The sequence below is a fragment of the Acidimicrobiia bacterium genome (assembly GCA_040881685.1).
In the GTDB taxonomy this organism is placed as follows: Bacteria; Actinomycetota; Acidimicrobiia; order IMCC26256; family PALSA-555; genus SHVJ01.
In genome coordinates this window covers 131190-144224 of sequence record JBBECS010000054.1, presented here as the reverse complement: position 1 = coordinate 144224, position 13035 = coordinate 131190, and the positions used below count along the sequence as shown (strand labels likewise).

At 69.7% G+C, this 13035-nt stretch carries 13 protein-coding genes; 5 read left to right on the top strand and 8 right to left on the bottom strand.

Annotation, left to right across the window (positions count from 1 at the left end; translation table 11 throughout):
• Nucleotides 1-14: 14 nt before the first annotated feature.
• Nucleotides 15-764 carry a 3'(2'),5'-bisphosphate nucleotidase CysQ gene (locus WEE69_15375; GenBank protein ID MEX1146683.1) on the bottom strand — a complete coding sequence of 250 codons (750 nt, stop codon included), beginning with the start codon at nt 762-764 and terminating at the stop codon, nt 15-17.
• 85 nt (nt 765-849) lie between these two features.
• Here WEE69_15375 and WEE69_15370 point away from each other — a divergent pair, with 85 nt between their 5' ends.
• The gene (locus tag WEE69_15370) at nt 850-1488 is read left to right on the top strand and encodes a hypothetical protein (GenBank protein ID MEX1146682.1); all 639 of its coding nucleotides are present in this window, start codon (nt 850-852) and stop codon (nt 1486-1488) included.
• Nucleotides 1489-1501: 13 nt separating this feature from the next.
• Here WEE69_15370 and WEE69_15365 read toward each other — a convergent pair whose 3' ends face one another.
• From WEE69_15365 to WEE69_15345, 5 genes are read right to left on the bottom strand one after another with little or no spacing between them, the layout of a single operon-like run.
• Entirely contained in the window at nt 1502-2557 is a 1056-nt protein-coding gene (locus WEE69_15365; GenBank protein MEX1146681.1) for an ABC transporter ATP-binding protein, read from the bottom strand.
• Nucleotides 2554-3357 carry an ABC transporter permease gene (locus WEE69_15360; protein ID MEX1146680.1) on the bottom strand — a complete coding sequence of 268 codons (804 nt, stop codon included), beginning with the start codon at nt 3355-3357 and terminating at the stop codon, nt 2554-2556. Before WEE69_15360 ends, WEE69_15365 begins: the two co-directional genes overlap by 4 nt.
• Complete coding sequence (gene modA / locus WEE69_15355) at nt 3354-4118, bottom strand: molybdate ABC transporter substrate-binding protein (protein MEX1146679.1); 765 nt, start codon at nt 4116-4118, stop codon at nt 3354-3356. The genes WEE69_15360 and modA overlap by 4 nt, the downstream gene beginning before the upstream one ends.
• 5 nt (nt 4119-4123) lie before the next feature.
• A complete protein-coding gene (locus WEE69_15350) occupies nt 4124-4522 on the bottom strand; it encodes a helix-turn-helix transcriptional regulator (protein ID MEX1146678.1) in 399 nt (132 codons plus the stop codon).
• Nucleotides 4523-4559: 37 nt separating this feature from the next.
• A complete protein-coding gene (locus tag WEE69_15345; protein ID MEX1146677.1) occupies nt 4560-4727 on the bottom strand; it encodes a hypothetical protein in 168 nt (55 codons plus the stop codon).
• 179 nt (nt 4728-4906) lie between these two features.
• On the opposite strand from WEE69_15345, the gene WEE69_15340 reads away from it, so the two are divergent.
• On the top strand, nt 4907-6121 hold the full coding sequence (locus WEE69_15340) for an acyl-CoA dehydrogenase family protein (protein ID MEX1146676.1): 1215 nt from the start codon (nt 4907-4909) through the stop codon (nt 6119-6121).
• Nucleotides 6122-6186: 65 nt separating this feature from the next.
• Here the strand turns inward: WEE69_15340 and WEE69_15335 are convergent, their stop codons facing one another.
• Nucleotides 6187-7782 (bottom strand): Hsp70 family protein, encoded by a 1596-nt coding sequence (locus WEE69_15335; protein MEX1146675.1) that lies wholly within the window; start codon nt 7780-7782, stop codon nt 6187-6189.
• Between the two features lie 307 nt (nt 7783-8089).
• Between WEE69_15335 and WEE69_15330 the strand changes: the two genes are divergently transcribed.
• From WEE69_15330 to WEE69_15320, 3 genes are all read left to right on the top strand, one after another.
• A complete protein-coding gene (locus tag WEE69_15330) occupies nt 8090-8677 on the top strand; it encodes a hypothetical protein (protein MEX1146674.1) in 588 nt (195 codons plus the stop codon).
• A gap of 84 nt (nt 8678-8761) precedes the next feature.
• The gene (locus tag WEE69_15325; GenBank protein ID MEX1146673.1) at nt 8762-10648 is read left to right on the top strand and encodes a dynamin family protein; all 1887 of its coding nucleotides are present in this window, start codon (nt 8762-8764) and stop codon (nt 10646-10648) included.
• The gene (locus tag WEE69_15320; GenBank protein ID MEX1146672.1) at nt 10645-12192 is read left to right on the top strand and encodes a dynamin family protein; all 1548 of its coding nucleotides are present in this window, start codon (nt 10645-10647) and stop codon (nt 12190-12192) included. The genes WEE69_15325 and WEE69_15320 overlap by 4 nt, the downstream gene beginning before the upstream one ends.
• Before the next feature lie 20 nt (nt 12193-12212).
• Here the strand turns inward: WEE69_15320 and WEE69_15315 are convergent, their stop codons facing one another.
• Nucleotides 12213-12818, bottom strand: coding sequence for a hypothetical protein (locus tag WEE69_15315; GenBank protein MEX1146671.1), 606 nt, complete (start codon nt 12816-12818; stop codon nt 12213-12215).
• Between the last annotated feature and the right edge of the window lie 217 nt (nt 12819-13035).

Here is a 13035-nt window from a genome sequence, read left to right as displayed (position 1 = left end):
CGGCGCCATAGGCGCTACTGCTCACCCGCAGCTGCCGCGACGATCGCCTCGGCGAGGTCGAGGCGACACACGATCAGATCGGGAAGCCAGGGGTCTCGTTGGTTGTACTCGAGCTGCGATCCATCGAGCCGTGACACGTGCAGGCCCGCGGCGGCGGCCACCGCCACCGGAGCAGCAGAGTCCCACTCGTATTGCCCGCCGGCATGTACATACGCGTCGACCTCGCCGGTGACGACGGCCATCGCCTTCGCGCCGGCGGAACCCATCGCAACGAGCTCTCCGTCGAGCGCGGCGGCAACCTTTCGGGCTGCAGTGGGCGGGCGCGTACGACTCACCACGACGCGTGGGGGTCGGTCGGTCGAGGCCGGGACGATTGGTGGCTCCGCGGTCGAAAGCACGCGCTGTCGCGCCGGGAGCGCAACTGCACCGACGCGCACACCGACGCCCCGCTCCCACAGCGCAACATGCACGGCCCAGTCGGAGCGTCCGGCTTCTGTGAACTCTCGCGTGCCATCGAGCGGGTCCACGATCCACACTCGATCCGCGTCGAGCCGACCCAGATCATCGGCGGACTCTTCCGAGAGCACTGCATCGTCGGGGTGCTCGGCGTGGAGCAGCTCGAGCAGCTGCCGGTTGGCAGCGAGATCGCCGGCGTCACCGAGCGCGTAGCGCCGCCATTCGTCGCGGTTGTCCTGGGCGCGCAATTCGAGCAACCGCGCGCCGGCGGTCGCGGCGTATCGAGCGGCGTCATCGTGGTCAGTCACGGCGCGGGCAGTATGCACGACCACTCCGGGTGGGTCGCGTCTCGGTGCCGAGATGCCGCTGTCGGCGTCCACTACCGTCCTCGCGATGTCGACCCAGGATCCAGACGCCACCCTCCCTGCGCGGGGTTTCGGCGCCGATGCCACCGCTCCGGTCACGCGTCCGGACATCCCGGCCGGAGGGGGCGGCGGGCAGCCTCCGGGCGGCGGTGGCGGGATGTGGGACGACGAAGGTGACGCTGATCGGCGGCGGCTGTGGTTCATCGCGGGCGGCGTGCTCGTGCTGGGCATCCTCGTCGGCACGGTGATCGCGCTCGCAGCCGGTGGTGGTGACAAGAAAAACGGGGGTTCCACCTCCACATCGAGCTCGTCTACGTCGACGAGCTCGTCCACGTCGACCAGCACGTCGTCGACGACGACTGCGGCCGGCCCTCGGATCCTCCAGTTCACCGCGAGCCCGTCGCCCGTGAACTGCCCCGACGGCGGCGGCGTCGTGAACGTGAACCTCGTGTGGGCCACGACGAACACGACGGGCGTGACGATCAGCATCGACGGCCCCGCGCCGTTCGGAAACTTCGGACCCACCGACAACAAGCAGTTCCCGTTCACCTGTCCGGCTGGTCAGCACACGTACCTGCTCACGGCCAACGGTCAGAACGGCCAGAAGGTGCAGGATCAGATCGTGATCCAGGGGATCCTCCCGCCGACCACGACCCCGTCGACCTAGAGCGCCGCGTTCGTCACGCGGGGTAGAGCGTCACCTCGGTTGCCTTCACGCTCACCCACACGGCGCTCCCTTCCGCGAGCCTGAGCTCGGCGAGGGCAGCCGAGGTCACTTCGGCGGTCATCGGCACCGGTGCGTCGACGTGCACTCGGGCCCGATCGCCTTCGGGATCGAGATGCCGGACAACTCCCTGCCACACGTTGCGCGGTGTGCCTTCGGGTCGGCGCTCGTGCAGTGCCACGGAACGCGGGTGCACAACCGCGAACGCGGGCCCCGTGAGCCGTTGCGCGCTGACGAGATGTGCCCCGCTCTCGAGGACGAGCCCGTCGGTTCCGGCGGTACCGCGGTAGAGGTTGAGGCCGGCCACGTCGGCGACGTAGCGAGTCCGGGGCTGCTCACGGACTTCGGTTGGGGTGCCTTCCTGCGTCACGCGCCCGTCCTCCAGCACCACGATGCGGTCGGCGAGCGCCATCGCCTCGACCGGGTCGTGCGTCACGACGAGCGCACCGCCGTCGAAGGTCTCGAGGTGCCGGGCGAGCTCGCGCCGGATCTCGGGTCGCGTGCTCACATCGAGCGCGGTCAAGGGTTCATCGAGAAGGAGCAACCTGGGCTCGGTGGCGAGCGCGCGAGCGAGTGCAACGCGCTGCGCTTGACCTCCGGAGAGTGTTCGCGGCCGCGCCGAAGCGAGATCGACGATGCCGAGCTGCTCGAGCCATTCGGCAGCGCGGCGCCGAGCGTCACGTGGCCGTACGCCGCGGGAGCGCACGCCGAATGCAACGTTCTCGAGCGCGCTCAGGTGTGGGAAGAGGAGCAGGTCCTGGAAGACGGTGCCGATTCGGCGCCGGTCGGGCGGGACCCATCGGTCGTCGGTCGGGTCGTCGAGAACGACATCGTCGAGCCTCACCTGCCCGCGGGTCACGGGGACAAGACCCATCAAGGTTCGCAGAATGGTTGTCTTGCCAGCCCCGTTCGGGCCGAGGAGCGCGACCGTCTCGCGGTCGGCGATGCGCAGCGCGATGTCGTGCAGCGTGAATCGGTCCAGGTCGACCCCGAGGGTCGCGGTGAGAGTCATGCGTGCAGCCACCGGTCGCGCAGCCCGACCAGCACCGCGATCGACACTCCGACGAGCACGAGGCTCAACGCGATCGAGCCATCGAGATCGCCGGCCTCGAACCGTCCGAAGATCGCGAGCGGCATCGTCTGCGTCGTACCGGGGAAGTTGCCGGCAAACGTGATCGTCGCCCCGAACTCTCCGATGGCGCGGGCCCAGCTCAGCACGGCGCCCGCCGCGACCGCGGGCGCGATCATCGGGAGCGTCACCCGGCGGAACACGGTCATCCGGCGGGCCCCGAGCACCGCCCCCGCCTCCTCGTAGCGAATGTCGGCACTTCGGAGCGCACCCTCCACGGCAACGACGAGGAATGGCATCGCGACGAAGGTCTCGGCGACGATCACACCGCCGGTCGAGAAGGGCAAGCGCAGTCCGAACCATGCGTCCAAGTGCTGACCGACGAAGCCGTTCCGTCCGAAGGCGAGGAAGAGTGCGACGCCTCCCACCACCGGCGGCAGCACCATCGGCAAGGTGACGAGGGCGCGCGCGAGGCGCCGGCCGGGAAACTCGGCTCGGGCCAGCACCCACGCTAGCGGTACGCCGAACAGCAGTGATAGCGCCGTCGCAGCGAGCGAGCAGACCAGCGACAGCCGGAGCGCGTCGACCGTGGTGTCAGCGGTGAGATCGCCCCAGACGTCACTCCACGGCGCGCGCTCCAGCATCCCGATGAGCGGGAGCGCGAAGAACGCGATGGCGACGGCGGCAACGACACCGACGAAGACAGGGGGGCCGCGGCGCGCCCGCCTCGTCCCAACGCTCATGGTTCGAGGAAGCCGAACCTGCGCAGGATCCTCTGGCCAGCCTTGGACTGCACGTAGATGATGAACGCTTTCCCGCCCCGTTCGTTTGGCGAGTTGACGATCGGTGAGATCGGGTACAGCGCGTTCACGTTGTCGCGATCGGGGATCTTCACTCCGTCGACATCGCCGCTCGCGGCTTCGACATCGGTCACGTACACGACCGCCGCGTCCGCCTCGCCGAGCGAGACCTTCGCCAACGTGTCCTTGGCGCTGGCACCGGTCGGTACCTGCGGGACGGTGAGCCCCGCGTTCTCGTATGCCTGCATCGCGTACTTCCCGCACGGCACTTCCGGTGCGCACAACACGAGCGTCACGCGACCGTCGAGGGTGTCAGCGAGCGTCTTGATCTTCTTCGGGTTCCCTAGGGCAACGGCGATCGCGAGGCGGTTCCGCGCGAACACGGGCACGTCACCGCCGCGCCCACCGCCCTCGGGGACCTGCCCGCCGGCCACGAGCCTGTCCATCGTGCGAACGTCGGCGGACGCGAACACATCAGCAGGGGCGCCCTGCTCGATCTGCGTCGCGAGCGTCGATGACGAGCTGAAGTTGAAGGTGATGTCCGCGTCCGGGTTCTTGCGCTCGAACTTCTCGCCGATGGCGGCGAAGGCCTCCGTGAGCGATGACGCAGCGAACACGTTCAGCGGTCCGCCGACCGGTTTGATGCGCTCACCGGCCGAGGCAGGGGTTGCGATCGCGGCGACGAGCGCGACCGCAAGGAACATGCGTCTCAAGGTCCTGGCACCTCAACCACGACGTTTGTGGCCTTCACCGCGGCGACGGCGAGCATGCCGGGCTCGAGCCCGAGGTCGTCCACCGCCTCCGCCGTCATCAGCGAGACCAGGCGGTGTGGACCGGCCTGGATCTCGACCTGGGCGGCAACGTTGTCCTTCACGACGCGGGTGACGATCCCGCTGAAGCGGTTGCGGGCCGACTGCGCCACGATCGACCCCGCCTCGGGGGTGGTCGTCTGCGCGGCGACGAACCTCGCCAGGGACACGCCGTCGACGATCCGTTGTCCGCCCTCCGTGCGCTGGGTCTCGAGCTCGCCATCGTCGGCCAGCCGCCGCACGGTGTCGGCGCTGACGCCCAGCAGCTGCGCCGCTTCGCCGATGCGAAACCCGCTCATGCAAGGAAAATAGCACGAATCCTTGCAATTGCGGGCGTTAGGGGATTGCGGCCTCGCGACGGCGAGGTTCGGGGATCGGGGTTGGCTCGAGCCAGCGGCCGCCGGAGCGGGCGGCGAGGTCGGCGAACGTGGTGGCGTCGAGGATGGCGATCGTGGCATCGCGCACGTCGGCCCACGTTTCGCGGAGCGCACAGCCCACTTCCATGACGCACGGCTCCGGCTCGTGCCGGGTGGCGCACGAGATCGGGGCGAGTGGCCCCGGAGAGCACCTTGGCCTGAGGCCTCCGCGGGCCGGATTGGTGATTCCGAGGCGCGACTCGGGTAAGGTGGTTACCGGTCAGTAACTTACAGGCGACCGGGCCCCCCGGCGCCGAGGAGGCACCCATGGCCGAGTTCAGCCTCGACCTCAACGAAGATCAGCTCCAGGTCCAGAAATGGGTCCACGACTTCGCCGAAGACGTCGTGCGCCCCGCCGCCAGCGAGTGGGACGAGCGGGAAGAGACCCCCTGGCCGATCATCGAGGAGGCCGCCAAGGTCGGCCTCTACTCGCTCGACTTCTTCGCCCAGTGCGCAGCCGACCCCGCGGGACTGATGCTCGCGCTCGCGAGCGAGGAGCTGGCGTGGGGCGATGCCGGCATCACGCTCGCGGTCCTCGGGAGCACGCTCGCCGTGAGCGGCATCCTGGCCAGCGGCACGCCGGAACAGCACGGCGAGTGGCTGCCGCAGTGCTTCGGCACGCCCGAAAAGATTCAACTCGGCGCGTTCGCCGTCAGCGAGCCCGACGCCGGCAGCGACGTGTCGAGCCTGCGGACGCGCGCCGTGTACGACGAGAAGTCCGACGAGTGGGTGCTCGACGGCACCAAGACCTGGATCACGAATGGCGGCATCGCCGACGTGCACGTGATCGTCGCCGCGGTCGACCCGGAGCTCAAGGGCCGCGGTCACGCTGCCTTTGTCGTGGGTCCGGACACGCCCGGCATCAACCAGGGGCAGAAGTTCAAGAAGCACGGCATCCGCGCGAGTCACACCGCCGAGGTGATCCTGGACGACTGTCGTATCCCTGGCGCCAACCTGCTCGGTGGCAAGGACAAGCTCGACCTGCGCCTCGCGCGCGCTCGCGAGGGCGCCAAGACCAAGACGCAGGCCGCGATGAGCACGTTCGAGGCAACGCGACCGCTCGTTGGCGCGCAGGCCATCGGCATCGCCCGCGCGGCATTCGAGTACTCGCTCGAATACGCCAAGGAGCGCAAGGCGTTCGGACGCCCGATCATCGAGAACCAAGGCATCGCCTTCAAGCTCTCCGACATGAAGACCGAGATCGACGCGGCTCGCCTGCTCGTGTGGCGGGCATGTTGGATGGCAGGCGCCAAGAAGCCGTTCGAGTCGGGTGAGGGCTCGATGAGCAAGCTCAAGGCGGGCGAGGTTGCGGTCAAGGTCACCGAGGAGGCGATCCAGATCCTCGGTGGCTATGGCTACACGCGCGAGTACCCCGTCGAGCGCTGGCACCGCGATGCGAAGATCTACACGATCTTCGAGGGCACCTCCGAGATCCAGCGGCTGGTCATCGCCCGAGCGATCTCAGGTATGCACATCGACTGACGCCGAAGGCTCAGCTCGTGGGGTTTCGCTGCGGGGAACAGCCAACGTGCCAAGGACAGGTTCGGCTACGGCGGCTCGGTCGTCGTCGTCGTCGAGCTCGTCGTCGTGGACGAGCTGGTGGTCGTGTTCTGCGGCCGCGTCTGGACGGGGCGGGGCGCTGTGGTGGTGGTCGTGCTCGACGAGCTCGTCGTCGTCTCGTCCGTCGGGTCGCTGCTACCGCCGGAGGAAGCGACCACTGCCGCGCCACCCACGAGGAGCCCGACGCACAGCGCGGCCGCGCCGGCGAGCAGGGCCTTGCGGCGAACGCCGTCGCCATTGTTCCCATTGCCGCCGCTCCGCCCTTGGCCGCGGCGGGGCGGCTCGTAGCCACCACCACCACCACCGGCTCCGAACTGCTCCCCCGAACCTGGTGGCGCTGCGCCGCCCGGGCCCACGTGCGTGGCGGCCGCGGTCGGTTCGCCCGAACTGGCGGCGGCACCGCCCGCATCGGCCGCGGCGGCCGCCGCACCCACACCGACGGCTGCGGCAGCCGAACCGATGACGACTTTCGGCGTGTCGGGCGCAGCCCCGGCCCTGCCGCCCGGCGCCGCGGCCGCGGCAGCCTGTGCTGCACCGAGCGCGATCGACGCGCCGAGCGCGATCGAGTGCTTGGGATGCACGTCCACGTTGACCGGGCGGCCGAGGGCCTCCGTGACCATCTGGGCCACCAGCGGGATGCGCGACGAGCCGCCCACGAGGAGCACGGCCTTCACAGCAGTGGCCTCGACTCCCGCGCTCGCGAGCGATCGCCCGAGCGCGTCGATCGTCGACGCGATCTGGGGACGCACCATGTCCTCGAACTCGCCCCGGGTCAGCCGGACCTGAGTCTGGGCGTTCGGCAAGAGCACCGGGATCGACGCGTCGGTGTCGGACGACAACGCCTCCTTGGCATCGACACACTCGTCCCGCAGGCGCGCGACTGCGGCCATCGCGGTCTCGTCGTCCTCGTCGAGGCCGGTGAGCGCATCGCCGATCGACCGCTGCACGTGGGCGAAGACGGCGGCGTCGAAATCGATGCCGCCGAGGCGCTCGATGCCCTCCGGCGTGCCCAGGGTCTCCCAGCCGTCCGCGGTCTTGCGGAGCACCGCGGCGTCGAAGGTCCCGCCTCCGAGGTCGTAGACGGCGATCACGTCGCCGACCTCGACCCGCTCGGTCGTGGAGTAGTGGATGGCCGCGCACTCAGGCTCGGTGACCTTGATCGCGTGGTCGAGGTTCGCTTGGCGAATGGCGTTGTCGAGCAGCTCGCGCTTGTAGGGACCCCAGTTCGCGGGATAGCTGACCGCTACCTCGTCCGGCGCGCCACCTTCGGTCTTTGCGACCTCGTCGACGACCCAGCGCAGCATGGCACTCATCAGTGCCTCGGCCGAATACGGCGAGCCACCGAGGAAGATCGGGGTGGTGTCGCCGACACGGCGCTTGAACTCGCGCGCGACGCGCTCGGGTTCGCTCGCGGCCCGGCGCTCGGCGGCCTCGCCGACGAGGACGGTGTCGTCATGCAGGTACATGACGGAGGGGATGGCCGCGGTGCGACTTCCCAGCGTCGCCATCTCGGCCCTGCCGTCGCGGTAGGTCGCGGCTGCCGTGTACGTGGTGCCGAGGTCGACACCGAGCGCGTACCCCACAGCCCCTCGTCTCGTCCGGTCGCCCCGCGGGCGGCGCAACTCCGAAGGTCGCGGACGTTAGGCGACGGGGGACCTGCTTGTCTCGGGGAGGCCCCGATTCGCGGATCCCGCGGCGGAGGGGATCGGGACCGCGTCGCCGGGGGGCACCGTTCACCGAGTGCTTCCCTCTCCCCCCCTCGACGCGCGCCGGTCGCGTCCCGTATCGTCGGCACGAAACATGAGGGGGATCCCCGATTCGCCGAGGCGGGGGACGTCCACACTGCGTCGTAGCCCCGAGAGTCGGGGCCGCGACCTCAAGGAGGGAACCATGCCCATCACGCAGGTCGACATCAACGACGCTGAGAAGCTCCTCGATGAGCTCCTTGGCAACCAGCAAGCCGCCGCGGACTACAGCAGGGCTCCCGAGCAGTGGCTCCAGGAGCACGGCTACGCGAACGTCAACCCCGAGGCCGTCGCCCAGTGCGGCGCCAACTACGCGGGTGGCGCGGCGGGCGGCGTGGCGTCGGCGTCGGCGTCAGCGTCAGCGTCAGCTGGTGTCGCCGGTGTTGCGGCGCAGCTGAACCCGATCGTCTACAACACCTACATCGAGGACAACTCGATCACCAACAACCTGCAGGCCGAAGGCAACATCGACTTCGACCAGGACGTGCAGCAGGTACACGGTGACGGGAACGTCCTGGCCGGGGACGACATCAGCGGCGATGTCCAGACCGGCGACGGCGTCCAGACCGGCGGCGGCGACATCACCGACTCGAACGTGGCCACCGGGGACGACAACCAGCAGGCCATCGACGAGAGCGAGAACATCGACGTCGACGTCGACCTCGGTCGTCCGCCGCTCCTTCGGGCCGAGGTTGCGAACGGTCCGGAGGAGGCAGACCCGGACTTCAACTAGTCCGACGACTCGAAACACGACGACGCCCCAGGCGAACGCCTGGGGCCTCGTCGCGTCCGCTCGAATATCCGCGAGGATGGGGCCGTGACGACCGGGGAACCGATGGCAGGGGGCGCGGCGGCCGAGCCGAGCGAGTCGAGCGAGGCGGTCGACGCGACCCTCGCCGCGATCCACCTCGTGACGAAGGCGGTCACGGCCTACGGACGGGAGGACCTGGCGGCGCGGATCGCCGCCGCCCGCCAGCGCCTCGAGGACCCAGCGTTCCGGGTGCTCGTGGTCGGCGAGTTCAAGCAGGGCAAGAGCTCGCTGGTCAACGCGCTCCTGAACACAAGCGTGTGCCCGGTCGACGACGACATCGCCACCTCGGCCCCCACCGCGGTCGGCTTCGCGGATCCGCCGACCGCGCGGGTGCTGTACAGCCCCATGAGCGAGGACCCCGACGCCGAGCCCGATGTCGAGGAGATCCCTGTCGACCGGATCCGCGAGTACGTGACCGAGGCCGCGAACCCCGCGAACGAGCGGCGGGTGCAATGGGTTGAGGTGGGAGTTCCGTCGCCCATGCTCGAAGACGGGCTCGTCTTCGTCGACACGCCGGGCGTCGGCGGTCTCGGGTCGGTCCACGGCGCGATCACCGCCGCCGCGCTGCCCACCGCCGACGGGGTCCTCTTCCTCTCCGACGCGTCCCAGGAGTTCTCCGAGCCCGAGATGACCTTCTTGAAGCAGGCCATCTCGCTCTGCCCGAACGTCTGCTGCGTCGTGACGAAGATCGACTTCTACCCGGCGTGGCGCAAGATCGTGGACCTCGATCAGGGGCACCTCGCCGAGGCCAAGATCGCCACGTCGATCATCTCGGTATCGTCGACCCTGCGGACCCAGGCGCTCGAGCTCGGCGATCCCGAGCTGGACGAGGAGTCGGGCTTCCCGCAGCTGATCGAGACGCTGCGCGCCGAGATCGTGGGCGACGGCGAGCGCCGCGGCGTGGCCGGCGTGTGCGCCGAGCTGCTCACGGTGACGGATCAGCTCCAGGCGCAGTTCAACACCGAAGAGGCCGCGCTCAAAGCACCCGAGGATGCCGGGCCGCTCCGGGAGGGTCTCGAGCGGGCGAACCAGCGGGCCGAGCAGTTGCACAGCCAGGCGGCGCGGTGGGCGGTGACGCTCGCGGACGGGATCGGCGACCTCACCTCCGACGTCGACCACGATCTGCGGGGTCGGCTCCGGCAGATCACGAAGGAGGCCGACGAGGTCATCGACAACGACGACCCGGTCGAGATCTGGGCCGAGTTCGAGCCCTGGCTCTACCGTCGCTCCGCGGAGGACGTCGTGAACAACTTCCGTTTCCTCCAGACCCGGGCCGAGGAGCTGAGCGCCCAGGTCGCCGAGCACTTCGCGCTCGACAGCGAGGCGGCGGTGTACCACCCCGATCTCGGGGGGGCCGGGGCATCGCTTCGCCGGGAGAGCACCGAGGCGCACGTCGACTTCTCGACGATGGGGAAGGGTCAGAAGGCGATGACCGGCGTTCGGGGCGGCTACATGGGCGTCTTGATGTTCGGCGCCCTGGGCAGCATGGTCGGACTCGCGATCGGCGCGCTCCCTGTGGCGGCCGGTCTCATGATGGGGCGCAAGGCGCTGCGCGACGAAGAAACACGCCAGATCACCATGCGCCGTCAGAACGCCAAGAACGCGATCCGGAAGTACCTCGACGAGGCGTCGTTCCTCTCCGGCAAGGAGAGCCGTGACACCCTCCGGCGGGTGCAGCGTCAGCTGCGCGACCACTACACCACACGCGCCGATGAGCTCCAGCGATCGGTGAACGAGTCGAAGCAGGCAGCCGCGCAGGCGGTGCAGGCCGACCAGCAGACGCGGACGAAGCGTCTCAAGGACGTGCAGGCCGAGATCCAACGGATCGCGATGCTGCGCAAGCAGATCGTCGAGTCGCGTGACCTCGCCCTGGCTTCCGCTCCGACGTCGTGACCGGCGCCGAGCGGCGTGAACGGTCGGCGCCGGAGGAGACGTCGCTTGCGACGTCGACCAAGACAGGCGGCGGAGGAGCCGGTCTCCTCGAGCGGGTCCGGGCGTTCCTCGACGACGCGGCCGGCGTCTACGCAGGTCGCGGCGCCTCGGCCGAGTACCTGGAGGAGCAGCGCAAGCGCCTCGACGAGCCACTCCGCGTCGCTATCGCGGGACGTGTGAAGGCGGGCAAGTCGACCCTCCTCAACGCGCTCGTCGGCGAGCCACTCGCACCGACCGACGAGGGCGAGTGCACGCAGATCGTGACTTGGTACCACGACGGGGTGACCTACAGAGTCACGCTCCACCCCCGCGACGGCGAGCCGCGCTCGCTGAAGTTCCACCGGGTCGACGACGGACTCGACGTTGACCTTGACGGCGTCGCGCCCGATGCCGTCGAACGGCTCGACGTCGAGTGGCCATCGTCAGCGCTGCGAACGATCACGCTGATCGATACGCCGGGGATCGCCGCGCTCTCGGGCGCGCCATCAGCGCGCACCGCGGACTTCCTCACGCCCGGCGACCACCGCGAGACGGCGGCCGACGCCGTCCTCTACCTCATGAAGCACCTCCACGCGACCGACGTCGACTTCCTCTCTACCTTCCACGACGAGGAGGTGTCCCAGGCCACGCCGGTGAACGCGATCGCCGTGCTCTCGCGGGCCGACGAGATCGGCGGCGGACGGCTCGATTCGCTCGAGTCGGCGGCGCGGATCGCCGCTCGCTACGCACGCGACGAGAAGGTACGCCGACTCGCGCAGACGGTGCTCCCCGTGGCCGGCTTGCTCGCCCAGACCGGGGAGACGCTGCGCGAGGCCGAGTACCAGGCGATCGCGACGCTCGCGAAGGCCCCCGCCGCCGATGTGGACCGGCTGCTCGTGTCGGCCGACCGATTCGCCAACGCCGACGCGCACGTCGGTCTCACCACGATGGAGCGCCAGGCGCTGCTCGAACGGCTGGGCCTGTTCGGCGTGCGCCTTGCCATCGCCCTCGTCCGTGACAGCACGGCACCCAACGCGGACGCGCTGGCCAAGGAGCTAGTGGCGCGCAGCGGTCTGCCCGCGCTCCGGAGGGTGCTGCTCGCGCAGTTCACCGAGCGGCGCGATCTGCTCAAGGCCCGCTCCGGGATCCTCGCGGTCGAGACGCTCGCCCTCTCTGAGCCGGTGCCAGGGAGCGAGGAGCTGCTGTCGACCGCGGAACAGCTCACCGCGGGGGCGCACGAGCTCGCCGAGCTGCGCCTCCTCACCCTGCTCCGTAGTGGCGCCGTTGACGCGAAGCCCGACGAACTCGCGCCTATGGAGCGCCTCGCCGGTGGCGACGGGGCGGCCGTCAACGCTCGCCTCGGCCTTCCGGCCGACGCCGACGCCGCGGCGATTCGGGCCGCCGCGTCGGAGCAGCTCGCCAGGTGGCAGAAGCGCGCCGAGAGCCCGATGGCGAGTCGCGAAACGACGGCCGCCGCCCGTCTCCTCGTCCGCACGTGCGAGGCGATCCTGGCGTTCACCCGCTAGGAGCGAGCGCGGCTGTCAACTCAGTCGTTGCCCTTGCCCGCGAGCGCGCTCGCGAGCGTCGTGAGGGCGTCGGCGGGCGGCTCAGGGATCGCGTCGCCGTCGGGGAGGAACGCGATCGTGATCCGATCGCCGTCCTCAGGTGCGAAGTCGGCGGGGTTGCCGTCCTTCTCGGTGCCGTTGACCATCCAACGGACGCTGGCGACCTGGCCGTCCGGACAGGTGCCGCCGTTCGTGACGTCGGTGTTCGACCAGCCGTTCACAAGGTTGATGCGGTCCTCCGAGAGCTCCCAGCCACCTTCCTCGAAGAACTTCCCGACGGTGGCGTCGATCCCTGTTTCATCGTCGGCTTCCGGGTGGATGTGCATGAGGCCGTCGTTGTGGGAGTGGATGCCGGCTGACTCCTCCGATCCGGCACGCGTGAGGAACGTCGGCGCGTTGTCCTCGAACTCGCCACAGATGTTGACGCCGAGCGCGGCGTGGATGTGGTCGCCGATCGCCGGGGTCGTGTCGCCGAAGATGCCGACCGCCAGCTGGAGCAGGCCGAACGCGACGATCACGGCGATGACCACGAAGAAGAGGTAGGTGCCGACCGTGCGCTGGCCCGGCTTCTTGCGCCGCTTCTTCAAGGCGCGCGACGGCGGCGGGGAGGGTTGCGCTCCCGGCCCCGGAGGGCCCGGCGAGCGGCGGGGCGGCGGCTGGGGCACGGCGCGCAGGCTAGTTGTCGCAGACTTGGAGTGTCCCTGCACCGATCCCTACAACTGGGTGGACTCCCTGGACGATGCAGCACTCGGCGGACGCCACACGGTTCTCCGTGACGGCATTGCACGCCGTGGACGCGGCTCG